The organism is Yinghuangia sp. ASG 101 (genome assembly GCF_021165735.1).
Lineage (GTDB): Bacteria > Actinomycetota > Actinomycetes > Streptomycetales > Streptomycetaceae > Yinghuangia.
On sequence record NZ_CP088911.1, the window covers coordinates 7,373,707 to 7,399,238 of the forward strand.

19 protein-coding genes and 1 pseudogene are annotated in these 25,532 nt (G+C 69.2%); 12 read left to right on the plus strand and 8 right to left on the minus strand.

The features are described from left to right. Window positions 1-38: 38 nt before the first annotated feature. The 4 genes from drmA to LO772_RS31570 all read left to right on the plus strand — a co-directional run bounded on the left by drmA (window position 39) and on the right by LO772_RS31570 (window position 8,751). The gene (gene drmA / locus LO772_RS31555; protein ID WP_231775444.1) at window positions 39-3,854 is read left to right on the plus strand and encodes a DISARM system helicase DrmA; all 3,816 of its coding nucleotides are present in this window, start codon (window positions 39-41) and stop codon (window positions 3,852-3,854) included. 73 nt (window positions 3,855-3,927) lie between these two features. Then, on the plus strand, window positions 3,928-5,826 hold the full coding sequence (gene drmB, locus LO772_RS31560) for a DUF1998 domain-containing protein (RefSeq protein WP_231775445.1): 1,899 nt from the start codon (window positions 3,928-3,930) through the stop codon (window positions 5,824-5,826). After that, window positions 5,823-6,599, plus strand: coding sequence for a DISARM system phospholipase D-like protein DrmC (gene drmC / locus LO772_RS31565; RefSeq protein ID WP_231775446.1), 777 nt, complete (start codon window positions 5,823-5,825; stop codon window positions 6,597-6,599). Before drmB ends, drmC begins: the two co-directional genes overlap by 4 nt. A 25-nt stretch (window positions 6,600-6,624) precedes the next feature. Continuing rightward, on the plus strand, window positions 6,625-8,751 hold the full coding sequence (locus LO772_RS31570; protein ID WP_231775447.1) for a UvrD-helicase domain-containing protein: 2,127 nt from the start codon (window positions 6,625-6,627) through the stop codon (window positions 8,749-8,751). Window positions 8,752-9,636: 885 nt separating this feature from the next. Here LO772_RS31570 and LO772_RS31580 read toward each other — a convergent pair. Then, window positions 9,637-10,350: a TetR/AcrR family transcriptional regulator gene (locus LO772_RS31580; RefSeq protein WP_231775448.1), complete on the minus strand. Its 714-nt coding sequence runs from the start codon at window positions 10,348-10,350 to the stop codon at window positions 9,637-9,639. Between the two features lie 129 nt (window positions 10,351-10,479). On the opposite strand from LO772_RS31580, the gene LO772_RS31585 reads away from it, so the two are divergent. Continuing rightward, complete coding sequence (locus LO772_RS31585) at window positions 10,480-11,157, plus strand: SDR family NAD(P)-dependent oxidoreductase (RefSeq protein WP_231775449.1); 678 nt, start codon at window positions 10,480-10,482, stop codon at window positions 11,155-11,157. A 79-nt stretch (window positions 11,158-11,236) separates the two neighbouring features. On the opposite strand, the gene LO772_RS31590 is transcribed toward LO772_RS31585, so the two are convergent. Further along, window positions 11,237-12,919: an IS1182 family transposase gene (locus tag LO772_RS31590; protein WP_231775450.1), complete on the minus strand. Its 1,683-nt coding sequence runs from the start codon at window positions 12,917-12,919 to the stop codon at window positions 11,237-11,239. A gap of 363 nt (window positions 12,920-13,282) precedes the next feature. Between LO772_RS31590 and LO772_RS31595 the strand changes: the two genes are divergently transcribed. Next, the gene (locus LO772_RS31595) at window positions 13,283-13,855 is read left to right on the plus strand and encodes an SDR family NAD(P)-dependent oxidoreductase (RefSeq protein WP_331717358.1); all 573 of its coding nucleotides are present in this window, start codon (window positions 13,283-13,285) and stop codon (window positions 13,853-13,855) included. Between the two features lie 367 nt (window positions 13,856-14,222). On the opposite strand, the gene LO772_RS31600 is transcribed toward LO772_RS31595, so the two are convergent. Together LO772_RS31600 and LO772_RS31605 are read right to left on the minus strand one after the other, a co-directional pair. Next, window positions 14,223-15,698, minus strand: coding sequence for an aminotransferase class I/II-fold pyridoxal phosphate-dependent enzyme (locus LO772_RS31600; RefSeq protein WP_231775451.1), 1,476 nt, complete (start codon window positions 15,696-15,698; stop codon window positions 14,223-14,225). 440 nt (window positions 15,699-16,138) lie between these two features. After that, entirely contained in the window at window positions 16,139-17,149 is a 1,011-nt protein-coding gene (locus tag LO772_RS31605) for a hypothetical protein (protein WP_231779791.1), read from the minus strand. 118 nt (window positions 17,150-17,267) lie between these two features. Between LO772_RS31605 and LO772_RS31610 the strand changes: the two genes are divergently transcribed. After that, complete coding sequence (locus LO772_RS31610) at window positions 17,268-17,924, plus strand: TetR/AcrR family transcriptional regulator (protein WP_231775452.1); 657 nt, start codon at window positions 17,268-17,270, stop codon at window positions 17,922-17,924. Between the two features lie 142 nt (window positions 17,925-18,066). Here LO772_RS31610 and LO772_RS31615 read toward each other — a convergent pair whose 3' ends face one another. Then, the gene (locus tag LO772_RS31615; RefSeq protein WP_231775453.1) at window positions 18,067-18,534 is read right to left on the minus strand and encodes a MarR family winged helix-turn-helix transcriptional regulator; all 468 of its coding nucleotides are present in this window, start codon (window positions 18,532-18,534) and stop codon (window positions 18,067-18,069) included. 236 nt (window positions 18,535-18,770) lie between these two features. On the opposite strand from LO772_RS31615, the gene LO772_RS31620 reads away from it, so the two are divergent. Both LO772_RS31620 and LO772_RS31625 read left to right on the plus strand, forming a co-directional pair. Next, window positions 18,771-19,427, plus strand: a complete 657-nt coding sequence (locus LO772_RS31620) for a hydrolase (RefSeq protein ID WP_231775454.1) — start codon at window positions 18,771-18,773, stop codon at window positions 19,425-19,427. A gap of 546 nt (window positions 19,428-19,973) precedes the next feature. Next, on the plus strand, window positions 19,974-20,282 hold the full coding sequence (locus tag LO772_RS31625) for a GNAT family N-acetyltransferase (protein WP_231775455.1): 309 nt from the start codon (window positions 19,974-19,976) through the stop codon (window positions 20,280-20,282). 174 nt (window positions 20,283-20,456) lie between these two features. Here LO772_RS31625 and LO772_RS31630 read toward each other — a convergent pair. Beyond that, window positions 20,457-21,250 (minus strand): IS5 family transposase gene (locus tag LO772_RS31630; RefSeq protein ID WP_443089444.1). Its coding sequence is split into 2 segments (ribosomal slippage): window positions 20,457-20,932 and window positions 20,932-21,250, totalling 795 coding nucleotides; the frame shifts between segments, so codons are not numbered across the junction. Between the two features lie 113 nt (window positions 21,251-21,363). Between LO772_RS31630 and LO772_RS31635 the strand changes: the two are divergent. The 3 genes and pseudogenes from LO772_RS31635 to LO772_RS31645 all read left to right on the plus strand — a co-directional run. Further along, window positions 21,364-21,655 (plus strand): annotated as a pseudogene (locus tag LO772_RS31635) (alpha/beta fold hydrolase); the annotation flags it as partial. A gap of 226 nt (window positions 21,656-21,881) precedes the next feature. Beyond that, complete coding sequence (locus LO772_RS31640; RefSeq protein ID WP_231775457.1) at window positions 21,882-22,343, plus strand: carboxymuconolactone decarboxylase family protein; 462 nt, start codon at window positions 21,882-21,884, stop codon at window positions 22,341-22,343. After that, window positions 22,340-23,335: a pirin family protein gene (locus LO772_RS31645; RefSeq protein WP_231775458.1), complete on the plus strand. Its 996-nt coding sequence runs from the start codon at window positions 22,340-22,342 to the stop codon at window positions 23,333-23,335. The genes LO772_RS31640 and LO772_RS31645 overlap by 4 nt, the downstream gene beginning before the upstream one ends. Window positions 23,336-23,746: 411 nt before the next feature. Here LO772_RS31645 and LO772_RS31650 read toward each other — a convergent pair whose 3' ends face one another. Further along, a complete protein-coding gene (locus LO772_RS31650; protein WP_231775459.1) occupies window positions 23,747-24,691 on the minus strand; it encodes a MaoC/PaaZ C-terminal domain-containing protein in 945 nt (314 codons plus the stop codon). Between the two features lies 1 nt (window position 24,692). Beyond that, entirely contained in the window at window positions 24,693-25,529 is an 837-nt protein-coding gene (locus LO772_RS31655; RefSeq protein ID WP_231775460.1) for an alpha/beta fold hydrolase, read from the minus strand. Between the last annotated feature and the right edge of the window lie 3 nt (window positions 25,530-25,532).

Here is a 25,532-nt window from a genome sequence, read left to right on the forward strand (position 1 = left end):
CCGTCGGCGACGCCCTTCGTCGCGAAAGGAAGTCCGTGATGGCCCACGAACCCGAGGAGGCGGCGCCCGGGGTGCCGCATCCGATCGACGAGGTGCCGCAGGAGTTCGAGGACGCCACGTCGTACGCGGTCCGCGGCGACCTGGAGGACTACATCCGCCGCGACCTCCTCGGCCCCTGGGGCGGCGACGAGGAGGAACTGCGCCACGCCGCCGGGCCGCGCGACCGCTACCTCGTCGGCATGCTCGGCCCCAAACCCACCCCGCCCGAGACCCGCGACGAAGCGGTGCGCCGGGTCGCCGAGGAAGGCGAGGAGGGCACCGAAGGCGAAGGCGGAGACGCGCAGGAGACCGAGATCGTCGAGCGGCTGACCCCGCAGGCGGCCGGACGCATTTGGGCGCCCTCGATGGGGCTTTCGTTCGTCGTGCCCGCGTCCGTCGGCCTGCTCACCGTGCGGTACGGGTGGGGGCAGTACGACCGGGTGGAATCGGAAGGTGAGGACGGCCCTTCGCGTCGCGTCTGGAAACGCGAACCGGTCTCCGACCAGATCGACATCGACGTCCGCGACGCCCGCGACCACGACCCGTACCACCTGATCGGCGACGCCAACAGCCATCATGTCCGGCTGGATGTCCGGGTGCGCGAGCGCGAAGCCGCCACCGACGGTGCCGAACTCCGGGTCGTGGAAGTCGCCCTCGTCAACGCGCTCGAAGACTCCCGCGACAAAGGCGACCGGAGCTGGCTCTTCCAGACCTTTCTGGAAGTCCACGCCTTCGCCGACGAGAACCAGCCGGTGTTCCGTGCCATCGACGACCCGCTCGACCCGGCCGCGCTCGGCAGCATCCCCGACGACCCCGAAGAGAAGCGGCTGCGCCTCCTCTTCCGCAACGAGCGGCGCTACGCGGTCGGCCGCAACGTCGCCGTGCATGCCGAGGTCCACCCCGAGGTGACCGCCGCGCACCGGCTGCGTACCACCTGGCTGCCCGCCTACGACGTTCCGTCCACCACCGCGCCCAGCGTGGCCGACCAGCCGTTGCTCGCCGGGCTCGAACTGGCCATGGACGAACTGGCCGAACTCGCCGTGCCCGAGCGGGCCCCCGAGCTGATCGAGGCGCTGCGTCCGCTCGCCGACGGGTACGCGACCTGGCTTGCCGCGCAGCGTGAGTACGCCGAGGACCAGCTCGGCCGTGCCCCCGAACTCCTCAAGTCCGCCAACGTGGCCATCGACCAGGCCGAGGACATCGCCCGCCGCATCGCCGCCGGTATCAAGACCCTCAGCGAGGAACCCGACGCGCTCGCCGCCTTCCGGTTCGCCAACCGGGCGATGGCCATGCAGCGCCGCAGCACCGCGATCACCGAGCTGCGTACCGCGGCCGACGGCCGACCCGTCGCCTACGAAGACGCCAAGGCCGTGGTCGACGCCCGCGGCCCGGCCGCTGCCGCGTGGCGGCCGTTCCAGCTCGCGTTCGTCCTGCTCAACATCGAATCGCTCACCGACCCCGCGCACCCGCACCGCGGCACCGGTGGCGAAGCCCTGGTCGACCTCCTGTTCTTCCCCACCGGCGGCGGCAAGACCGAGGCCTATCTGGGGCTGGCCGCCTACACGTTCGCGCTCCGGCGGTTCCAAGGCACCGTCGGGTCCGGTGAGGACGCACGCAGCGGCCATGACGGTGTCGCGGTGCTCATGCGCTACACGCTGCGCCTTCTGACCGCCCAGCAGTTCCAGCGCGCCGCGGCGCTTGTCTGCGCGGCGGAGGTGCTGCGTCGCGAAGACCCGGAGCGGCTCGGCTCCCGGCCGTTCCGGATCGGCCTGTGGGTCGGCGCCTCCGTGTCGCCGAACTGGTTCGACGAGGCCCGCGACCAGATCGGCGTGGCCCGCGACAGCGCCGACGGCCGGAACGCGGGTGTCATGCAGTTGCAGAACTGCCCGTGGTGCGGCGAGAAGTTGGCCGCCGACAAGGACGTGTTCACCGACGCCACCCGCCGCCGCGTGCACGTGTACTGCGCCCGTGGTGAAGGTGACGGCGCCTGCCCGTTCTCCCGCCGCATGGCGCCGCTCCCCGACCGCGACGGCCTCCCGGTCCTCACCGTGGACGAGGAGATCTACCGGCTCGTCCCCAGCCTGCTCATCGCCACCGTCGACAAGCTGGCCCAACTGCCGTGGAACGGCTACTCGGGGATGCTGTTCGGGCGGACCACCACATGGTGCCCGAGGCACGGCTACCGGCACGACGACCTCGACCGCAAGACCGAATGCGGCGCACACCACAACACCAAGGGCGGGGGCGCGAAGAACGGCGGTGCCGACCACGTCGTGTCCCAGCCGGTCGGACGCCTCCGGCCGCCGGACCTGATCATCCAGGATGAACTGCACCTGATCAGCGGCGCACTCGGTACCACCGTCGGCTTGTTCGAGGCCGCCGTGGACCAACTGTGCACGTGGCCGGTCACCGGCGCGGACGGCGAACGACGCCTCGCCGGACCGAAGATCATCGCGTCGACCGCGACCACGAAGCGCGCGGCCGAGCAGATCCGCGGCGTGTTCGCGCGTGACGTCGCGATCTTCCCGCCGCAGGTGGTCGATCACAGCGACACCTTCTTCTCCCGGCAGGTCCCGGTCACCGAGGAGACCCCGGGACGCCGCTACCTGGGGGTGTGTGCCCACGGAACCCGGCTGAAGTTCGCCGAGATCCGGGTGGCCGAGATCATGCTCCGGGCCGGGCAGGCCGTATTCGACAGGTACGGCAAGCCCGCCGATCCGTACATGACTCTCGTCGGCTACTTCAATGCCACCCGCGAACTCGCGGGCATGCGCCGCTACTTGGACGACGACATCACCACACGTCTGCGCCGCCGGCCGGGGCGCGAGCAGATCGCGGACCGCATCGTGACGGCGTCGGGCATGCTGGAGATCCGCGAGTTGACGTCCCGGATCTCGTCCAACCAGATCGGCGCCGCCCTCGCCCTCCTCCAGCGCGGCTTCGACCCCGAATACGACACGAGCAAGCGTCGACGGGCCATCGCGGACGAGATCGCCGACGCGTTGTCCGGCAAAAGTGGCAAGAAGCGGCGGCGTCCGCGCGTCGACCCGCCCCGCGATAAAGCCGTCGACGCCGTGCTTGCCACCTCCATGCTCCAAGTCGGTGTCGACGTCTCCCGGTTCGGGCTGATGCTCGTCGTCGGGCAGCCGAAGAACACCGCCGAATACATCCAGGCGTCGTCGCGCGTCGGCCGCGACACACGCCGTCCCGGGCTGGTCGTCACCCTCTACAACTGGTCCCGGCCCCGCGACCTGGCGCACTTCGAGGACTTCGCGCACTACCACGCCACCTTCTACCGGCAGGTCGAGGCGCTGTCGGTCACCCCGTTCACACGCCGTGCCCTCGACCGGGGGACCACGCCGACGTACGTGGCCGCGCTGCGGCAGGCCGCCGTCGAACACTCCCGCAACACCGACGCGCACGACATCGACCTCGACGGCGGGATCGCCGCGGAAGTCGAACGGCGCCTCCTGGAGCGGGCGGAAGCGGTAGGCCGGTCCCGGGCCCGGGACTACCTCGCCGAACGCCTCGACACCCTCAAGGACGCCTGGCGGCGGCACCGTGAGGGCACCGCCACCCTCGGCTTTCGCAGCGAGACCCGCAAGGACACGGTGATCGCCGGGCTGCTCCGGCCTGCCGACGGCACGCGATGGGACGTCATGACCGTGCCCATGTCCCTGCGCGAGACCGAACACGAGATCAACCTCCTCATCACCGGCCGGGACTTCGCCGCGGGCGCGGCGCCCGACTGGGACTTCGGCACGGCCACCGGAGCCGGTGCGAGCACAGACGACGACGGCGAGGTGTCCGCATGAGCGAGCGAAGCGAGCGAATCAACAAGAGGGATGCGTTTCGCGAATGCGGCGCCGAGCGCAGCGAGGTGCCTGCATGAGCGACGCATACTTCCGGCGGGTGGGTGCGGCCCGGCCCAGCCACCTGATGTTCACCGGCGGGGTGGGTTCGCTGATCGACCTCCCCAACTTCTCCGTGCTGGTCAAGGGCACCGACACATGGGACTACAAGGGGCTGGCCGGCAGCGACTATCTGGTCTCCGAGCGGCGGCTCACGGACGCGGTCAACCGCGTACTGCGCCGCTACGGCCCCAAGAAGGTCACCGAACTCCGCTCGGCGCCTTGGCAGCAGGGCGCCGACGACGACCCGCGCGGCGAGGCGGCGCAGGGAGTCGGCGTGCCCGTCACACCGTTCCCGCAGTGGCTGCGCTGCACCGCGTGCAACCTGCTGGCCGGGGTGGACTCCGACGCCTTCACGCTGGTGAACCGCAATCCGCGCACGCCGCACGAGGCCAAGTTCGTGCATGATTGCAAGAAGGTCAGGCCACTCGCGGTCGCCGCGCGCTTCACCCTGGTGTGCACCGACGGGCATCTGGACGAGTTCCCGTACGTCCGTTTCGTGCACCGCGGCCTCGGCTGCCCGACGATGCCGCGCCCCAGCCTGCGCATGCGGGACCGCGGCGGAAACCAGGCCGCCGACGTCGACATCGAGTGCCGGGCGTGCGGTGCGAGCCGCAACATCCGCGAGGCGATGGGGGAGCGGGGGCAGGCGAATCTGCCGCAGTGCCGGGGGCGGCATCCGCACCTGGACTTCTTCGAGCCCGAGGGCTGCGTCAACAAGCCGCTTGTCATGGTGGCCGGTGCGTCGAACCAGTGGTTCCCCATCACCCTCACCGCGCTCGCCCTGCCGGAGACGAAGGACGAGACCGCGCGGGCCCTCGTCGAGAAGCGGTGGGACGACCTTCAGCACATCGAATCCGCCGCGGAGATCCGGTCCTTGGTCAAGTTCCCGCCGTACCGCTACCTCGCCGACTTCGACGCCGAGGAGATCGCCGCGGCCGTGGCCGCGCACAAGGCGGCCCTGGCCGGTACTCCGGTCAGCGCTCCAGAACAGCCGGTGGACCTGCTCACTGACGAGTGGCGTGCCCTCACGTCGAGCACGCTGCCACAGGAGGACGACTTCACCCTGCGTGAAGCCGTCGTACCGCCGTCTCTGAGCGGCCTGTTCGCCTCCGTGCGGCAGGTGGAACGCCTGCGTGAGGCCCGCGCGCTCGTCGGCTTCACCCGGCTGGACGCCTTCGACCCGGAGGACCCCGGGCTCGTCACCCGGGTCGAACTCAGCCGCCTGGCCCGCGAATGGGTGCCGGCCACCGAAGTGCGCGGCGAGGGTGTCTTCGTGCGCCTGGACGCCGATCTCGTGGCGAACTGGGAGGCGCGTGTCGCGCATTCGGAGGCCATCGCCGCGCACCGGGCCGCGTACGCGCGCTTCCGCGACAACCGGCGGTCCGACCGCCTTGCCGGTGCGTACGACTCCATGGCGCACTGGCCGGGCGCGCGCTACATCGCGTTGCACACCCTTTCGCACATGCTGATCCGTACCATCGCCCTGGAATGCGGCTACAGTTCGGCGAGCCTCGCCGAGCGCATCTACACGGGCAACGACGACGACCCGCGAACCGGGATCCTGCTCTACACCGCCGTGCCGGACAGCGAGGGCACCCTCGGCGGATTGGTGTCCCTCGCCGAACAGCCGCACTTCGAGCGTATTGTCCGCCGAGCCTTCAGTGACGCGCTGCACTGCTCGTCGGATCCGTTGTGCGCGGAGCGCCTGCCGCAAAAGCCGTTCGACTACCTGCACGGTGCCGCGTGCCACGTGTGCCTGTTCCTGTCCGAGACGACCTGCGAGCGCGGCAACCGCTTCCTCGACCGCCGCTTCCTCGTCCCGCTGGACGACGACCCGGACTTGCTGCTCACTCCGCCGGATCTCGTCGGGTGAGCGCCCGAGCCTTCGAGAGCGCCGCGGGACGGGTGGCCGCGGCGCTCGGGGCGAGCCGCATCCGCACACTTGCCGGGCACCTGACACGGGGCCGCGACGGCGACTACATACTCGACACTCTGCACGCGCCCGAAGCGGTTGATCCCGTCCGGGAGTTACTCGAAGCCGCCGGCCGGGCCGGCATGGACGGGCGGGAAACCGCCGCCTATCTCCGGGGGTTCGTGGCCGGCTGGACCAGCGGGCGCGGTGAAGTCGACGTACGCACGGTCTGGAGCGGGCCGTCGACCAACGCGGCACCCACGCGCTCGACCGCGCAGGTCCTCGTCGAAGTCGTGAATGCGGCCACCGCCGAGCTGATCATCATGTCCTACTCCGCGCGCGCCTACCGGCCCCTCACCGAGGCCCTGCGAGCCGCGCACGCACGGGGAGTACGCGTGGACGCGGTGCTGGAGACCAAAGTCGGCTCGGGCGGACTGCTGTCCGGTCCGGAACCCGCGCGGGCCTTCGAGTCGGCACCCGGCGTGCGGCTGTGGCACTGGCCCGGCGAGGAGCGCCCGAGCCCAGGGGCACGGCAGCACGCCAAGATCGCGGTGGCGGACGGGCGCCTGTTGTTCCTGGGCAGCGCGAACCTCACCGAGTCCGGGGCCCGGCGCAACATCGAGGCCGGACTCCTCGTCCGCGGTGGCGCGGCCCCACAACGCGTCGCCGACCACGTCCACGAACTGCAACGACGCGGAGTACTCCGCCGCTTCACCGTCGCCGACCTCGCCTGACACGGCTCACGCACAGGGGATTGCCATGCCGCAACTCGCGTTCGCGAACACCTTCTGGGAGGAGTTCGACCAGCTCGGCAAGAAGGTGCGTGCCGGTGTCCGCAAGGCCATGCGGAAATTCCAGCAGCTACCGGTTGCGGAGCTGTACGCCGACAAAGGGCTGCACCTCGAATCGGTCGAGCAGGCACGCGACCCGCGCATGCGGACGATCCGGATCGACGACTTCTGGCGCGGCGTCGTCCTCGCACCCGATGACGGCACTGACGTGTTCCTGCTGGTCAACGTATTGCCGCACGACGCGGCCTACACCTGGGCCGCGAAGCGGCTCTACACGGTGAACACCGCGACCCGGGGCCTGGAAGTCCGCAACGTGGTGGCGATCGAGCAGATCACCCCGGTCTTCGAACAAGAAGCGCGCACGGCACCGACGCTGTTGTTCGAGAAGTGCTCCGACACGGTGCTCAAGAGCCTTGGCATCGACGCGGCAACGCTCCGAGCGGCCCGCGCCCTGACCGACAAGACACAGCTGGAAGCGCTCGGCGGGCTCATGCCCGAAGACCAATTCGAGGTCTTGCAGTTCCTCGCCGAAGGCTTCACGCCCGACGAGATCTACCGGGAGGTCGTCACGGCACGGCGTCCCGCGGTGACCGACGCCGCCCAGGAGACCCTGGCCGCGGCCATCGCCAACACGCGCAACCGCATCACTCTCGTCTCCGGGCCCGCGGAGCTGGAGGATGTGCTCACCAAGCCGTTTGCCGCCTGGCGGGTATTCCTGCACCCCACGCAGCACCGCGTGGCGTACCGCCCGACCTACACCGGGCCGGCGCAGATCACCGGAGGGCCGGGCACCGGCAAAACCGTCGTCGCGCTCCACCGCGTGAAGCACCTCTTGGAGCGCTCGCCCGACACGCGCATCTTGCTCACCACCTACACGACATCGCTCGCGGCCTCACTTCACGAGAGCCTGAAATTCCTGCTCGGCGTCGACGAGTTGCCCGACCGCGTCGAGGTGACCACGGTGAATGCCCTGGCCTTCAAGGCGGTACGGCAGCTCAAGGGCACGCCCGCCGACCTCATCGGCGATGCGGACGAGCGCGTGCGGTGGGAACGGCTGCGCCGGAAACTCGACTTGCCGTGGACCGAGGCGTTCCTGTCACAGGAATATCGCCACATCGTGCTCGCCCAAGACCTCGACGACGAGAAGGCGTATCTCTCGTGTGTGCGGCGCGGGCGTGGCAGTCGGCTGGACTCGGCCCACCGCCCCGCCGTGTGGGCCGCGATCCAGGGATTCCAAGACGGCCTCGCCGCGGAGCGCAAGCAGACGCACCTTCAGCTCTGCGCGCACGCTGCCCGACTCCTCGGCGAACACCCGGGCCAGGGGCCACGATACGACCACGTCGTGGTCGACGAGGCGCAGGACCTGCACCCCGCGCAGTGGCGGGTGCTGCGCGCGGTGGTGGCCCTCGGCCCCGACGACCTCTTCATCACCGGTGACCCGCACCAGCGGATCTACGACGCACGCGTCAGCTTGCGGTCGCTCGGTATTCCGGTGGCGGGCCGCACCGGGCGCTTGCGGATCAACTACCGCTCCACCGAGGAAATCCTGCGGCGGGCCCGCGGCATCCTGGACGGCGCGCAAGTGTCGGATCTCGGTGGCGACGGCACGGACTCCCTCGCCGGGTATCGCTCGCTGTTGCGCGGCGACGCCCCGGTGGTGGCGGCGTTCGGGTCGGAGCCCGAAGAGGCGACGGCGATCGTCGCGCAGATCCAGACTTGGTTGGAGCTCGGCGTCAGACCCGCGGAGATCGCGGTGTGCGCGCGATTCAAGAGCCTCACCGACAAGGTGGCGCAGCGGCTGACCGCTGTCGGTATAGCCGCTGTCCCACTCAAGGACACCTCGGCTGCGGACGCGGTGCGGATTGCCAGCATGCACAGTCTCAAAGGCCTGGAGTTCCGCTGTGTCGCCGTCGGCGGGGTGACCGCGTCGGCCTTCCCGTTTCGTACCGCCGTCACGCCCGAGGACGTCGACCGGCTCCAGCACGCCGCCGACATGGCCGCGGAACGCTGTCTGTTGTACGTCGCGTGCACCCGCGCCCGCGAGTTCCTGCACATCTCGTACACCGGCAAGCCCAGTCGGTTCCTCAGCGGATGACAACGAATCCGCGAAAGCCACCTGAACGCAAGTTTCGGGCGATATAAAGCCATTGCCGTCGATCCGCTGGGGGGTGGGTCCACGTGCCACCGCATGACCGGGGAGCGCGGTGACGCCTGCGGACGTTGTTGTCCGAAATCGGTCCGAAGGGCGAGGACGCGCTGCTTGTATGCCGTCATGGTGCGCAACCTGCCGACCTGAATCGGGCCTCGGGCGCACCCGGACATCACGGGGCCCAACCCGAGAGTGGGATGTAACCCCCGCGTGGTGCCGGTCCGTGGACGCGTACCGCGCCGACCGACCTTCGGCCGGTCCGGGGGACGTTCGACCTCCTGGAGATCACCACCCACACTGACCCCGCCGCGATGAGGGAACAAAGGGCTCTCAGCGCCGCCGAGGACCGGTGGGAAGCCCCCGCGCCGGCCCGTCACTGGACGGTGATCACCGAACCGCTCCGCACCTTGGGCGGCTCGGCGCACAGCTCGCGCCCGCGCTCGGCGTCTGGGAGGCCGCCGGGCACGCACCGACGAGAGCACCAACCGGCTGCTACGGCAGTACCTCCCCAAGGGAGCGGACCCCCGCACGTTCAGCCAGGCCGGCCTGGGCGCCATCGCCCACGAGCTCAGCCACCGGCCCCGCAAGACCCTAACGGGTTCCGCACTCCGGCGGAGGTCGACGCCGACCTTCTGGACAGCGGTGATGCGCTGACCGCTTGAGCTCGTCATCGTTTGCCGGCAGGTGCGACGGTGCGGGGGAGGTAGAGGCTGCGTCATCAGGCGCGGGCGTCTGGCGCCGGTGCCTGGGGGAGGCGACGGGTTTGCGAGCAGTCGGCGTCCGTATCCAACGGCGGCCTCGCCGGGGTCGCCTGTCCCCCGGGGTGCCGGTTCAGCGTCGCTTTCCGGTGTCGGGGGTGGTGACATCCTGGCTGGCGCGGCGCATGGCCTCGTACAGCGCGGCGTCTTCCGGCGGGTCCGGCAGCGGGCCGCGGGCGGGTGCCTGGAAGGACTGGATCATCCAGGCGACCAGGCGGCGCCAGGCGTCCGGGGCGGCGTCGCCGGTGGCGTTGAGGACTCCGGCGTTGGCCATCAGCAGCAGTACGAGGTCCCGGCTGGTGAAGTCCTCCCGCAGTTGCCCGCTGTCCTTGGCGCGGCCGATGAGTTCGAGGAAGCCCTCGTACGCCCGGGTGTGGTGCTCCTCCAGTTCGGGGACGCCGGGGAAGCTCATGGTCAGGACGTCGGCGAAGCCGCGGTCGGCGGCCTGCATCGCGCAGACGTCCTGGATGTAGCCGGTGAAGCCGTGCCACGGGTCGGGGTCGGCCAAGGCCTCGGTGGTGGCCTGTGCGTACGCCTTCATGCGGTCGGCGAAGACCGCGGCGACGAGATCGTCCTTGCGGGGGAAGTGGCGGAACAGGGTGGCGATCCCCACCCCGGCCTCCCGTGCGACCGAGGCCATCGAGGCGTTGAGCCCGTCGCGCCCGAAGACCGTGCGCGCGGCGGCGATGATCCGCCCCCGGTTGCGCTCCGCGTCGCTGCGCTTGGACTGACCTGCGGAAACGGCCGTGTCGGCGTCGGCGTCGGGGTGCGGGTCTCGGGGGCTCATACCGGTCAGACTAGCAAACCGGAATGACCTATCCGGTTGACGTGTTACGGTGGACAGCGAAACGGATAAGGCTTTCCGGAAAGAAAACGGATAGGCCTTTCCGACTCTGCTTCCGAGGAAGGCTCTCTCATGCCCACCATCGCCATCGTCGGCGCCGGCCCGCAGCTCGGCCGCGCCATCGCCCGCACCTACGGCTCCCACGGCTACGACGTCGCACTGATCGCCCGCAACCGGGCCAGGCTCGAGGATCTGGCCGGTGAGCTGGCCGCCGAGGGCACCAGCGCCGCCGCGTTCCCCGCCGACGTCCTCGACCGCACCGCGCTCACCCAGGCGCTCAAGGACGCGGCCTCGCACTTCGGCGGCATCGACGTCCTGGAGTACTCCCCGGTCGGCGGCCTCCGGACCACCGTCACGACCACCCCGGCCGCGACCGAACCGGCCCACGTGCAGCACGAGATGGACTTCCAGCTCTACGGAGCCATCGCCGCCACCCGCGCGGTGCTGCCCGCCATGCGTGAGGCCGGCGCGGGCACCCTGCTGTTCACCACCGGCGCCGGCTCCGTCGACCCCGTGCCGCAGATCGCCAACGTCAACGCCGCCGCCGCGGCGCTGCGCAACTGGGTGATCAACCTGCACAAGGAGCTGGACGGCACCGGTGTCCAGGCCGCACACGTCGCCGTCAACGTGTCGATCGGCACACCGGCGGTCCCCGGATTCCCGACCGCCCAGCCCGAGGAGATCGCCCCCGTCTACTGGGACCTGCACACCACCAAGCGCGACCAGGCCGAACTCGTCTTCAGCCTCTGACGGCCTCTCGGCCTCCCGGCCTCCCGGCCGGGGACGGCGGCCCCGAGAGCATTCCGATGCTGTTGGTAAATCTGGGGTCCTACGCCTTCTTCGCCCCGTCGATCGTCTGGTCGGCGGGTCGAAGTCGCGCGAAGTGACTGGTGCGGGTGCGCGCTCGGGGTTCGCCGGTGAGGTGGGCGTCGATGCGGGCGAGGTTGATCGCGGCGCCGGTGAGCTGGTGCTGGAGGCTCGTCTTGACGAGTCCCTGGTAGCGGGATCTGCGCAGGCCGCAGCGCCCGACGGCTTGGGAGATGGTGCCCTCGACCCCTGCCCGGATCTTGTAACGCTCCTTCCATTCGTCGCTCTTCTGCTCGGCTCTGGCTGCTTGAAGTGCGTGGTGTTCGTCGTGGCGGCGCAACCGCAGCTCGCGGGGGCGTTTGGTGTTGGGGGTATTGATGCACGCCTGGCGCATGGTGCAGGGGCGGCAGTCGCTGACCGAGAACACCACCCGCAGCACGGGCTGGCCGCGTTGGGAGAGCCGTTCGCTCCAGGTGGTGCTGGTCTTGCCCCCGGGGCAGGTGGCCTGCTTGCTGTCCCAGTCGACGGTGAAGGCGTCCTGGCCGAAGCCGCTGTCTGCGGCGGCCTGGGCGCTGTTGTCGGCCTGGAGGGGGCCGTGCAAGGCGATGCCGTGCTCGTGCCGGGCGCTGACCAGGGCGGCACCGGTGGGGTAGCCGGCATCGACCCAGTGCTCGCCGGGTGCGCAGTCACGCGCGGCGAGGTGGGTGTGGATTGTCTCGGCCATCGACCGGTCGGCGACGGTGGCCACCGTCGTGGCGACGTTCGTGATCAGGTTCGGGGTGTCGGGCTCGCAGGTCTCGGTGAGGTGGACCTTGTAGCCGTCCCACATCGTGTCGCGTTTGACGCTGCCACGAGCCTCGGTGTCATAGGGGGTGACCAGGCGCAACGCGCCCGGTGGGCGGTCTTTTGGGTCCCTGCGCCTCACCTCGCCCTCCACCTGGTGAAAGTGCTGGACCCACACCTTCCGCAGGGTTTCCACCTCGGCAAGTCCGCGCAGCCCCTCGGGGGCGCCGGGCGCAAGAACGGCCGCCAGCAGGCATGTTCCGTCCCGGCCGATCCGCGTCCCCACCTCGTCCCGCTTCGCGCGGCTGGTGGGGAACCGGCTGTCCTCCGCCCTGGTCGCGTAACGGCGGAACCAGTCGGGCTCCGCGATACCGGCCAGCCAGTCCGGTGCCGCCTGCGCCAGCGCGTTCAACGCCGACCGCAAGGTCTCCGCCACCATCTCCAGCCAGGACAGCTCACGCGCCGCCGACAACACGTGCGTGGAGTCCGTGCGAGCCCGCCCCGCCCTCTTGAGCAGCCCCTTCTCCCGGGCTGCGGCCAGGACACCGTCCAGCACCCGCTGCCCGCCGTCTGCCTTGGCCAGCCGGTCCCGGAACTCCGACAGCACCGAGAAGTCGAAGCCCGGGTCGTCCAGCTCAAGCCCGAGCGCGTACTTGACATCGATCCGCGCCCGCACCGCCTCCGCCGCCTGCCGGTCGGTCAGCCCCTCCACGAACTGCAACACCGACACCAGCGCCAGCCCGGCGGGCGACCAGGCAGGACGCCCCCGAGCAGGGAAGAGATCCGCGAACTCCTCATCCGTGAACAGCGGCCCCAACTCGTCCCTCAGCCGGATCGCCAGACTTCCCTTCGGGAACGCGGCCCGCGCCACCCTCACCGTCTCCGCCGGAATCTCCCCGGACCCCTTCGGCTGCATCGACATCCGCACCCACCCCATACGACAACGTCGGCCTTCAAGACCACAACCAGGTCTCGAAGGCCGACGTCACGCACGACCCCAGATTTACCAACAGCATCAGCATTCCCTCGGGGCCGCCCCCGAGCAGGTCGCGCGCCTGTCCCGGACCCCCCGTACGAGCGCCGCGGCCAGGCCCAAGCCGTCCACAGCCGCCCCACCACACCCCATTCCCGAACACAGCAAGGACTCCAGCATGACCAGCACGCTCCACGGCAAGACCGCTCTCGTCACCGGATCCAGCCGCGGCATCGGCCGGGCCACCGCCCTCGGCCGACCGTCGCCCTCATCGAGAAGGACGGCGGACGGGCCTTCGCCGTCGGCGCGGAACTGGGCGCGCCCGGCGCCGTCGACCAGCTGTTCGACCAGCTTGTGGCCGGACTACGCGAGCACACCGGCGAGACCGTCCTGGACATCCTGGTGAACAACGCCGCCGCGACGACACCCGGCGACGCACCGGAAGACGTGTCCCCCGAGCAGATCGACGCGATCTTCGCGGTCAACGCGAAGGCCCCCTTCCTCCTCGTCCAGCGGGCCCTCGGGCTGATCCCGGACGGCGGACGCATCGTCAACATCTCCTCCGCGGCCACGCGCATGGCCATGCCGCCCCAGGTCGTCTACGCGATGTCCAAGGGCGCACTCGACCAACTCACGCTGCACCTCGCCCGGCACCTCGCCCCGCGGCGGATCACGGTCAACAGCGTGCTCCCCGGCGCCACGGACAACGGCAGCGCCGCCTTCCGGATGCCCGAGGTGCGCGAGCCGATGTCGCAGCTGTCGGCATTCAAACGCCTGGGCGAGCCGGACGACGTCGCCGACGTGGTGGTCTTCCTCGCCACCGACCGGGCCCGGTGGATCACCGGAACCTCCCTCGACGCCACCGGCGGCAGCCTCCTCGGCTAGGTCTAGAACGAACGGACGTTGTTGACAGGTGGGTCTCTCGAACAGGAGGCCCGCATGAACGAACGCGAGCTTGGACGACGTGCCCGGCACCGTCTTGCGGTGCTGCGGCACGTCCCGGCCACCAGCTCCACGTCGACGTCAAGTACATCGAACCGCTTGGGCAGACCGGCCACAAGAAGCGCCACTACCAGTACACCGCGATCGACGACTGCACCCTGCTGCGCGTGCTGCGGGCCTACCCGCGACGACACGGTCGCGTCGAGGTGTTCGTTTCGCACGCAGTGCGTCGAGTTGGCGTTGGTGGTCGGTGGCGGGGCCTTCGGACGATAGGACCCGGGGCCCTTGCCGCCCGGGTGCGCGGCCTCGCTCAGTCATTCGGTTCTTCGTCGACCACGCGGATGGTGCCAAGTTCCGGGTCCACGGCATCCGGGACAACCATGCCTGCGCCGACGCCTGAGGTCAGGTATTCGATGATGGGGGCCGTGAGGCGTTCGCCGGGCAGGACCGCGGGGATACCGGGAGGGTAGGGCGTGAGCATCTCGGCACAGACCTGGCCGACGGTCTCGTGGGCGGGCAGTTGCCGCGTACGCGCGAAGAAGGCGTCTCGAGGGAGTTGTGCCTGTTCGAGACGCATTTCTTGTGGATCGGGGATACGAATTCCCGTGTCCTTGGAGGCTGTTGACCCGAATTGGTCGGCGACGTCGCGGAGTGCGTCGAGGAGTCTCGCGGTGGTGGCGTCGTCGTCCGCATAGGTCAGCTGCGCGCTGATCCTGCGGTGGTCGGCCACGTGCAGATTGATGCGGTGGCGTTCGCGCAGCCAGTCCGTGATCGCGTAGCCGGTCGTGCCCAGCGCACTGATGTCGATGATCACCTGAAGCGGATCGAGATCGTACGCGCGGCCCGGCGCGATGAACTCCGCCCGGTTGACACGCAGGCCATCGACCTTTTCGACCGCGTCGCGCACGTGGTGCGCCCTTGCGAGGGCGGCGTCCAACAGGGCGTGGCCGGAGGCGGCCATGTGGGCGCGCCAGCCGTCCAGCGCGGCGTAGATGAGGGCACTGGGGCTCGTGGTCCCGAGCAGGTCGGCCCGCGCCCTCAGCACGTCGGGATCAACCAGGTTGCCCTGGTGGTGGAAGACGGAACTCTGTTCCAGACCGCCTCCCATCTTGTGCGCGCTGGTCACACACACGTCAGCGCCCGCGTCCATGGCCCAAGTGGGCAGAGCGGGGTGGAACGGCAGGTGGGCGCCCCACGCCTCGTCGACGATCAGAGGACGGGAATACCTGTGGCACACCTGGGCGATGGCCGCGATGTCGGCGCAAGTGCCGTACGGCGTGGGGCTGGTGACCAAGGCCCCGCGCGCGTCCGGGTGAGCGGTGAACGCCTCCGCGTAGGCATCGGGTTGCGGAGGATGCGCCAGATGCAGGTCCGGGTCCCAGGTGGGGTCGACCCAGATGGGGCGCACACCGCTCAGAATGAGCCCCGAGACAACGGATTTGTGCGCATCGCGGGAGATGACCAGCTTTTCGTGTGGCCCCGCGACGGCGAGCATCGCGCTCTTGACCGACAACGAACTGCCGCACGTGGAGAAAAAGGTGTGCTCAGCGTGTACTGCCTCGGCCATCAGCTGCTGTGCGCGGTCGAGAACCGCTCCCCGAGACATGCGGTCGTCCAGACCGGAGACGGCGAGCACGTCAGATGCGAAGACGGCGGGTCCCAAGACGGCCATAGTGTGGGCGTCGATACCTCTGCCCTGTTTGTGGCCTGGTGGGGTGAACGGCGTATACGCATGCTCGTGGTAGGCGAGCAAGGCATCCAAAACGGGTGTTTCCGATTGGTTCATATGTCCCCGGTGCCCGATCGGTCAGGCGGAACACGTTGAGTGGGCCGAGTGCGTAGGAGATGCGGCGGGAACTCGCCCCCGGGTCGGCGGCCAACCATGTCCCGGGCCGCAGGTCGCCGGCGCCCCCGACACTCGAACCATCGGTGGCGGGACCTCTTGCGGATGCGCACCCGCGAGGGCATGGCCGTAGCCAGGGCGAAGTGAAATCTGAAGGGCAAGCAGCCCAAGCTGATGCCCGTCGGCAGGCGCACCTCCTCGGAGAGCACGCCGCCGGCGACTCCACCATCGCCGAGCTCGCGGAGCTGTACTCCGTCCGCCGGGCGACGGTGCATCGCGTCCGGAACGCGCGCGAAGCGTCCTGGTTGCTCCTGCCTCCGCGATCGACCAACAGTTGCCCGCAATGCCCGGCATCAGTCACCCGCGCAGGTACAACACTCCTGTCACTTCCGATACCGCTGCGCCACTGCTGTGAAGGCGGCCTTGGGTTCCCATTCCATGTCGGGGTAGGTCTGCCCCCGGCGTCCTTCCAGGAGTTTGACGATGCCCAGTCCGGCCCGGTCCAAGTCGTCCCTGGGGTCGCCGTCCGGGCGGTGCGGGTAGCCGGGCAAGGCGAACAGGAACACGAATGCGCTGTCCACGCCCTCGGTCTCGAAGATCTCCAGCAGTTCGCTCAAATATGCGGCCTGGCCGGCCTCGTCGCGCTCGTATACGCCATTGAGCCGTACGGGGGCCTTGGTCTCCGGGTCGTGCTCGACCACGTCCAGCACGCGCCCACCGCGGTCTCCCGCGCCGCGGTAGGCCGCGGTGCCGAACCCGGTGATGGCGAGCGGCTTCGGGCCTTGAGCCAGGGTGCGCACCGCGTCCCGGAACCGGTCGGCGACCTCGGCGGAGCGGATCAGCTCGAACGTCACGATGTCGAAGGGTGCCCAGTCGACCTGCTCGAACTGGATGGCCGCGTAGGTGAGTTTGCCCTGGAAGCGCTCGCGGACCGTGGCCGCGGCATCGCGGAGGAAGGCGTTGATGCGCACGCCGAGCTCGCGCATCGCTTCGGCCCGCCGCTCGGGTTGGCTCATGAGCTGCTCGACCCGTTCCTCGGGGCTCTCCCCGGGCAGGAACCCGCAGTTCATCACGCTCAGCTCGACCCCTGCGACGAACACGACTGTGGCCCCGAGCCGCCTGAGCCGTTCCGCTCGCTCCGCGCAGTCGCGGAAGAGCGTGAGGATCTGCTCCGGATCCAGCTCCAGCGGATAGGGCGAGAACCAGACCTCCAAGCCGAGCTCGGCGGCGGCACCGGCGGCCAGCTCCAGCCGGTCCGGGTCGCCGCCGATGATCTGGACCGCGTTGCAGTGCAGGTCGTCGCGGATGATGGCGAGCTCGCGTCGGACCACCGCGGGGTCGAGGTGCTCGCGGGACGTCTGGCCGTGCACGACGAATCCGGTGTCATAGGTCATTCCTCTTGCTCGCATGGTGACGTCCTCTCTGTCGGTCCTCGGGCCGGGTCGAGGCTGACAGTAAAAGTGCGCGCACGCAAGTTTGCGTGCACGCATCCTTGTGTGGAACGCTGGCGCCGTGACGACACCACCACCAGGGCTGCGGGAGCGGAAGAAGCAGGCCACACGCGAGGCGCTACGCCAGGCGGCCCTGCGGCTGGCCGTGGAGCGCGGACCGGACCAGGTACGGGTCGAGGACATCGCCGAGGCGGCCGGCGTCTCGCCGCGTACCTACAACAACTACTTCGCCAGCCGTGAGCAGGCGATTGTCTCCGCTGTTACGGCAGACCGGGAAGCGCGGATCGCTGCGGCGGTGGCCGCCCGGCCCGCAGGAGTACGCCTGGCTGACGCCGTCACCGAAGCGGTGGTCGAGCAGTACACGAACACGGGTGAGCGTGAACACCAGGCGCTGGTGCTGATCACCACCCGGACCACGCTGCGCGACGCGTTCCTCGATACCACCGCCGATATCGAGCACCCTCTCGCGTCGGTGATCGCCGAACGCCTGGGCGATGCCGAAGCGCACACAGCCCGCGTTCTCGCGGCGAGCGTGGCCGCGGCGGTTCGCATCGCGTTGGCAAGCTGGCTGCGGCCGACTGGGAACACAGGGGCCAACGAGAGTTTCGGCGCCGGAGGATTGGTCGTGCCCTCCGGCTCATTGCCCGACCAGCTCCGCGTGACGCTGGCCCCGCTCGCGCCCGCGTTCGACGCCGCCGAGCGACGAACCCCGCCGTGAAGTCCACTCGACCCGTCTGTGTGATTCCTACACGACCCAACACGAGGACCCCGGCAATCACACCGCCGGGGTCCTGCCATCCGTTTCGGCCGCATCTCGGCTGACCCTCGTCGCACGGCGTCCCGTGGACTGCTGCCGCCGGTCAGTCGGGCTGCTTCTCCACATGTGCGAGAACACGGTTGAGGATCCGGGTGAGCGCGGCGAGTTCTTCGGAGGTGAGGGCGTCGATGAACAGTCGCCGGACGTGTTCGACGTGCATGGGTGCGGCGTCCTCGATCGCCTTGTAGCCGGCCGCCGTGGCGACGATGAAGGCTCCGCGCCCGTCGTCGGGGCAGTCTTCCTTGGCCACCAGTCCGCGCTTCGCCATTCGCCCCACCTGGTGAGACATGCGGCTCTTCTCCCACTCCACCAGCTTCGCCAGGTCCATGAAGCGCATCCGCCCGCCGTCGGCTTCGGTGAGTTTGACCAACACGGTGTAGTCGGAGGCGGACATCCCGGAGTCGGCCTGGACGTGGCGGGAGAGCCGTCCGATGAGCTTCTCCTGCATGCGGATGAAACTCTCCCAGGCGGCCTTCTGCTCCGACGTCAGCCACCGAGGCGTTGCGTTCATGGAGGGAGCGTAACGGCGCGGCTCGGAGCCGGTGTCCGTCCCCCGGCAAGTGCCCGAGGTCATCAGGCAGATAGTTGACATGTCAACGACTGGACGCCTAATGTAGTTGTCACGTCAACAAAATGGCTGCGGTCGGTCGCCGGATGGTCAGCCCGCCTTGGGTTCGCTGCGGCTGTCGAGCCTTCCGGTGGTGCCGCCCGACGCCCGCGGACGCGAAGCTCCAGAAGGGGAATCCCATGAGCACCGAGAACAAGGCCGGACTTGACGCGCTGCTGACGCCCGAGGAGAGCGTTCTCGTACTGATCGACCACCAGCCGTTCCAGTTCGCCAACCTGAACAGCCACGAGCCGACGATGATCGTCAACAACGTCGTCGGACTCGCCAAGGCCGCCAAGGTGTTCGACGTCCCGACGATCCTGACGACCGTCCTGGAAGAACGCGGCGGCCTTCTCATCCAGGGGGTCCAGGACGTGTTCCCGGAGCAGAAGCCGATCAACAGGACCCTCGTCAACACCTGGCAGGACGAGCGCGTCGTGGACGCCGTCAAGGCGACCGGGCGCAAGAAGCTGGTCCTCGCCGGCCTCTGGACGGAGGTCTGTCTGGCGATGCCGGCCATACAGGCGGCGGGCGAGGGCTTCGAGGTCTTCGCTGTCACCGACGCCTCGGGCGGTGCTTCGAAGGAGACCCACGACATGGCAGTGCGGCGCATGGTCCAGGCGGGCGTGGTTCCGATCACCTGGCTGGCCGTGATGTCCGAGTGGCAGCGGGACTGGGCCCGTGAGAAGTCCGTCCCGGGCATCGTGGAGGTCCTTGCGCAGCACGGCGGCGCCTCCGGCGTGGCCTTTGCCTGGGAGACGCAACTCCTGGCCACGCCCAGCCGGGACGCAGCCTGACATCGCTGCCGCCTCGGCGCCGATCCGTATCGGATACTGCCTGTCGCCGGCCGCTGTCCTCGCGGACAACAGCTGTCGGCGCGTCTCGCCCAGGGAGATCTGGCCCGAGGACGTCAACAGCCGAGGCGGGCTGCTCGGCCGCCTTGTCGAGTTCGTCCGCTACGAACCAGGGAAACCCCGAGCCGGTTCCGGAACCTGCGAGCGGCCGATCGACGAGGACAAGGTGGATCTCGCCGCCGGACACCGGAGGATACGGCTTCCCCCATACGGAGACTTTCACAGTCCGGTGACGGCTACGAATCTTCACCTTTTTGAACCGGGTCGCCGAACATTGCGCGGCCCGGTTCGGAATCGCTCACGACGAGGCAGCACCCCGGGGTGCAGGCAGCACAGGTGTCGGCCTCCCGCGATCGATCACTTCAGGATGGGGCAGTGACATCTTGACAAGTGGAATCTGCGTCCTCCTGTGAATCGCATAAATTGATGCATCAACTTCATGGGGTTGGCGTGGGCGGAAGGTCCGCGCCGAAAGTGCTTGGAGGACACGTGGCAGTGGAAGTGCGTGACGTTCCCGAAGACAGCCGGTACGAGGCCCGGGTCGGGGGAGAGTCCAAGGTGGCCGGCGTCGCCGATTACATCCGCACGGCGGAACTCATCGCCTTCGTGCACACCGAGGTCTCGCCGGAGTATGAGGGCAAGGGAGTCGGTGCGGCACTAGTGCGTACCGCCCTCGACGCGGCGCGCGCCGCGAACCTGCGGGTGCTGGCCACGTGCCCGTTCTTCGCGGGATGGATCGCCCGGCACTCCGAATACCAGGACCTGCTGTACCAGTCCCGCAGCAACGTCAGCGACTGAAATAACCACGGGCACAGCAGTGGCGGGCCAGTCGATCACGGTGACATTCGAGGCCAAGCGCTTCTTGCACGCCGCCGAACGCTCCACGGTCTGCCGGAGGTGCGCTGGTCACGCGCGCAACTCAGAACTGCGTTCGCTCGTAGGTCCGAGCGTGTCGGATCTTAAGAGGACGTCTCATATGGTCCATCGGGCGAGTTTCTTGTAGCAGGTCAGGGCTGCCGCCAACTGGAGGAAGGCTGTGAAGTGGCTGCCTTTGCGCTCGTATCGGATGGTGAGTCGGCGGTAGCCGAAGAGCCAGGCGATGCACCGTTCGATCTTCCAGCGGTGCCTGCCCAGGCGTTCGGAGGACTCGACCCCGGGGCGGGCGATACGGGGGACGATGCCGCGTGCCCGGAGCCAGGCGAGGGTGTCCGCGGAGTGATACGCCTTGTCGGCGCGGAGCCTCCCGGGCCGCCGGCGGCGGGGCCCGCGCGGGGACTTGACCGCGGGGATCTCCCGGACCAGTGGCTTGAGCATCCGGCTGTCGTGGGTGTTCGCGCCCGTCACGCCGACCACCAGCGGCAGGCCGCCGCCGTCGGCGAGCACGTGGAGCTTGGAGCCCTTTTTACCGCGATCGACCGGGTTGCGACCGGTCAGATCGCCCCCCTTTTCGCGCGGACCGACGCCGCGTCCACGATCACCGAAGTCCAGTCGACCTCACCGCGCGACCCCAGCCGGTCCAGCACCGCCCGGTGCAGCCGTGCCCACACACCCGCCTTCGTCCACACGCCGAACCGGCGGTGCGCGGTCGGCGCCGACACCCCGAACGACGGCGGGAGATCCCGCCACGCACACCCGCTCGTCAACACGTACACCACCGCCGTGAACACAGACCGCTCGTCCAGCGGCGCCCGGCCACCGCCCTGCGGACGCACCGCGAACGGCGGAAGCAACGGCGCCACCAACTCCCAAAGCCCGTCCGGAACCAGCCGCCGAGAAAGACCATCAACCTCCACAGGCAACCATCATGCCGCACACCACACCGACGCCATATGAGACGTCCTCTAAAGAGAAGCATTCGGCAGGGCAGGGAGAAGAAAACATGGGTTACTTCGGACTGGGAACGGAGAACAGCACGCCGGTCGAGCTCTATTACGAGGATCAGGGTTCGGGCCAGCCGGTCGTCCTGATCCACGGATATCCGCTCAACGGGCACAGTTTGGGAACGTCAGACGCGCGAACTGCTGGACCAGGGCTACCGGGTCATCACGTACGACCGGCGCGGATTCGGCCGGCCGTCGAAGGTGGGCACCGGTGACGACTACGACACCCTCGCCGCCGACCTGAACACGGTCCTCGAGGCCCTCGACCTCACGGGCGTCGTGCTTGTCGGCCTTCTCGCGCGCCGATTCCACGAGGCCTTCCCAGAGGCCGAGTACGTCGCGATCGAGGAGCGCCGCACGGCCTGCTCTGGACCCACGCGGACGAAGTGAACGCCGCGCTGCGTGACTTCCTGACGAAGTGACGGCGCGGCGGCGAAAGAAACAGGTGCAGTCGAGAGCGGAAGACAGGCAGGCGCTGACGGTCTTCCGCGGAAGAGGAAACACGGTGCGTCCGTATTTGGACAAGGCCATGCCCGAGGCGTGGCGGGCCGCGGAAGCGTTCTCGTCGGCGATCCGCGAGGCGGCAATGCAGCGCGGACTCTCGCTGGTAGAGCTCGAGTTCATCAAGCTGCGGGCGTCGCAGCTCAACGCGTGCGCCTTCTGCATGGATCTGCATGCGCGCGAGGCGAGAAAGGCCGGGATAGCGCAGCAGAAGCTGGACCTGCTGCCGACATGGCGGGAAACCCGGCTGTTCGACGAGCGGCAACGGGCGGTGCTCGCGGTGGCCGAAGCGGTCACATCGCTCCCCACCACCGAAGCGTCGGAGGCCGATCTCTCCGGCGCGCAAGCGGTACTCGGCGAGGAGGCGTTCGCCGCGGCCGAGTGGGTGGCGGTCACCATCAACGCCTTCAACCGCATCTCGATTCTCAGCCGCCACCCGGTGCGTCCCCGCGACGCGGAAGGAAGGATCGTTCGATGACCAACCTCCAGCGACACCCACATCCGGAAGTCCCGGATCAGCGGCAGCCGTGCACAGCGGTGGAGATCCTCACGCCACGCCTGGTGCCGCTCGGCGGAGTGCGGGCATCGACCGTGCACCGGACCCTCCCGCAGCGGCGAAGGTCGCTGGTGGGATCGTGGTGCTTCCTGGATCACTTCGGCCCCGATGACGTCTCGGCGACCGGTGGGATGCAGGTGCCGCGGCATCCGCACACCGGGCTCGCCACGGTGTCCTGGCTGTTCGCCGGACGCGTCGAGCATCTCGACTCCGGCGGCAACGCCGCCACTGTCGTGCCGGGAGAGCTCAACCTGATGATCGCGGGCCGCGGCATCACCCATCAGGAGATCAGCGACCCCAAATCGAGCGCCCTGCACGGCGTTCAGCTGTGGTACGCACTGCCGGACGCGACACGCTTCGGCGAGAACGCATTCGTGCACTACGTCCCGGAGCCGGTGGAGCTTCCCGGCGTCACGGCGCGCGTGTTCATCGGCCGGCTCCTCGGCTCGGTCTCCCCGGTCGACACGCGGACAGCCGACCTTCTCGGCGCTGAACTCGTACTCGAGCCCGGCTCTTCGGCCCGGCTCACCGTGCGAACCGACTTCGAGCACGCCGTCCTCGCCGAGAGGGGCGAGGTCACGGTGAACTCGGCCGCCGTCGACCATCGATCCCTCGCCTACGTCCCTCCCGGATCCGAGACGCTGGTCATCACGGCAGGCCAGACGGAAGCCCGCGTCATCCTGCTGGGCGGCATCCCGCTGGGGGAGCAGATCGTGATGTGGTGGAACTTCATCGGACGCAGTCACGACGAGATCGCCGAATACCGGCGCCGCTATCAGGCCGAACTCGGCTTCGAGCCCGCCGACCCGCTCGACCACGGCGAGCCCGCCCTGTTCGGCTCGTTCCCACCCGCTCAGCTACCGCCGTTGCCGGCGCCGCAGTTGCCGAACTCCAGGCTGCGCCCGCGGACGTAGCCTGCCCACCGCGTGGCGGGCGACGAGGTCAGCGCGCGCAGAAGTCCGTCGCATGCGCCGCGGAGGAGAAGCGGCGCGAGTGCCGCGGACAACGGCCCGCCGCGGCCCCTGACTCGATCACCCGGCCGCAGCCCTCCGGTGTACGCGTATGCCTGGACGGTGGCGACCTTGTCACGGATGGCGACGATCTCGGCGGGCGGCTCCGCGCCGCCGAGTGAGACGACGTCGTCCACGGCCGTGCCCGGTGTGTGCGTGATCTCGGCCGGCGGAACCCGTCACGCGCACGACGCGCGAGGCGTCCGGGGCGGCGCTCACGGCGTCCGCACCGCCCGCACCTCCGTGGAAGGTGGAAGGGCGTGATCCCAAAACTCCGGGGTGGCTCATCCACTCCGACACCTGAACCGACGGTGATCACCCTGTGCCGCGCGGGCGCGGCCCTTCGGGGCTGTCGAAGTGGGGTCGGTCTCCTACCGTGATGACCACGTCCGAGAGAACGGGGGTGTCCGGGCGCTCGCGGACTGACGTCGTCACGATGAACGCCGAGTCCCGCACCCAGACGCTGCTACGCAACGTCTCACCGGGGTAGACCACGCCGGTGAACCGCGCGCGACAGCGAACGACAGATGTGGCGTCACCGCCCAGTATCTCGTCGGCCACTGCCTTGAAGACCATCCCAAGGGTGCACATCCCTTGCAGAATCGGCCGAGGGAAGCCCGCCGACCGCGCGAATTCGGGGTCCGCGTGCAGGGGATTCCGGTCCCCGCAGAGCTGGTAGAGCAAGGCTTGCTCGGGAAGAGTCGGGGTGTCGAGTACGGCGGCCGGAGCACCGTCGGGGGTGGGCACCCGTCGGTTGCGGCGGGAAGGCCCCCGCGGGCCGCCGAACCCGCCTTCCCCGCGCACGAAGATGTCGGAGCGCGTGGTGAGGAGCGGTGAGCCGTCCACGGCGACGAGATCGGCCTCCTGGGCGATGACCGCGGACTTGCCCGTGTCGAAGAGGTCGACGACACGGGCCCGGGCGACCGCTCGGCCCTCGGCGGGGATGGGCCGGTGGACGATGACGTCGACACCGTCCTGGAGCATGGCCGTGAAGTCGAGCTCCAATCCCGGGTACGAGATCCCCGACGCGTCAGCCCGATAGAACTCCGGTGCCGCCACACCGAACGTCGCGGGTGCGGTCAGCCCGAACGTCGGCAGGACGCTCGGAAACGGGCCGCGAACGTAGCGCATGTCTCGAACGTCGGCGGGGTCGGCGCCGGCGCCCAGGGCGAGGTTGTACCGGAGAACGTCCTGGGCGGTCCAGACGAAAGGCCGTTCGGGCAGGACCGCGCCGATGACGAGATCCGGGTCGATGGGCACGCTAGTCGGTCTCCAGAAAGGTGCGGATCACGTCGGCCACCGCGGCGACGTTCTCCATGTGCAGGTGATGTCCGCCGGGAAGTGTCACGTGCCGAAGACGCGGAACGCTGGTGATCCTCTGCGGGTAGAACGCTTCGAGGAGTGCCGAACGTTCGGCCGTGACGAGCAGCGTGGGCGCACTGATGTTCCGCAGGAACGCCAGGACTTGGTCCTCGGCGAACGATCGGACGGTGGGAAACTTCAGCCGCACGTCACCGCGCCATGTGAAGCCGCCGGGTACCTCCCGCAGATCTCGCTCGACGAGTCGCTCCGCGGTGTCGAGCAGGATGTCGGCGAGCTGGACCCGCGCTTTGACCGCCTGGGCACGGGTTCGGTAGATGGGTTGTCGGTCGTCTCCCAGGTAGGCGTCGAGATAGCGCTGCACGCTGGCCCGGCTTTCCTCGCCGCTCGTGGACAGCGGGCCGATCGCGTCGATGAGCACCAAACGGTCGATCTTGTGCGGATGGATTCCCGCGATGAGCGAAGCGAGGGCACCGCCGAGCGAGTGGCCGATCAACCGGAAACGCTCCCACCCTTGGGTCTGGGCCAACTCCAGGACGCAGGCGACGTAGTCCACGTACTGACACGTCGGGGAAGGGACCGGGTCGGAGGCGCCGTGGCCGGGGAGATCGACCGCCGTCAGGTCGAGGCCACCCAAGTGTTCCGCGAGTGGCTCGAAGCCGGCACTGTTGTCGAGCCAACCGTGCAGGCACAGCGTCGGCATCCCGCCACGCGTCGACGAGCGCTGCCCCCGCACGGTGATCCCCGCTCGCGGGAGCGGGAAGGTGACTTCCTCCACTCT

What these genes read in the sequence shown, in the direction of transcription:
- drmA (WP_231775444.1), top strand. Translation starts at nt 39, where the DNA reads ATGGCCCACGAACCCGAGGAGGCGGCGCCCGGGGTGCCGCATCCGATC.
- drmB (WP_231775445.1), top strand. Translation starts at nt 3,928, where the DNA reads ATGAGCGACGCATACTTCCGGCGGGTGGGTGCGGCCCGGCCCAGCCAC.
- LO772_RS31570 (WP_231775447.1), top strand. Translation starts at nt 6,625, where the DNA reads ATGCCGCAACTCGCGTTCGCGAACACCTTCTGGGAGGAGTTCGACCAG.
- LO772_RS31580 (WP_231775448.1), bottom strand. Translation starts at nt 10,350, where the DNA reads ATGAGCCCCCGAGACCCGCACCCCGACGCCGACGCCGACACGGCCGTT.
- LO772_RS31585 (WP_231775449.1), top strand. Translation starts at nt 10,480, where the DNA reads ATGCCCACCATCGCCATCGTCGGCGCCGGCCCGCAGCTCGGCCGCGCC.
- LO772_RS31590 (WP_231775450.1), bottom strand. Translation starts at nt 12,919, where the DNA reads ATGTCGATGCAGCCGAAGGGGTCCGGGGAGATTCCGGCGGAGACGGTG.
- LO772_RS31600 (WP_231775451.1), bottom strand. Translation starts at nt 15,698, where the DNA reads ATGAACCAATCGGAAACACCCGTTTTGGATGCCTTGCTCGCCTACCAC.
- LO772_RS31605 (WP_231779791.1), bottom strand. Translation starts at nt 17,149, where the DNA reads ATGACCTATGACACCGGATTCGTCGTGCACGGCCAGACGTCCCGCGAG.
- LO772_RS31615 (WP_231775453.1), bottom strand. Translation starts at nt 18,534, where the DNA reads ATGAACGCAACGCCTCGGTGGCTGACGTCGGAGCAGAAGGCCGCCTGG.
- LO772_RS31620 (WP_231775454.1), top strand. Translation starts at nt 18,771, where the DNA reads ATGAGCACCGAGAACAAGGCCGGACTTGACGCGCTGCTGACGCCCGAG.
- LO772_RS31645 (WP_231775458.1), top strand. Translation starts at nt 22,340, where the DNA reads ATGACCAACCTCCAGCGACACCCACATCCGGAAGTCCCGGATCAGCGG.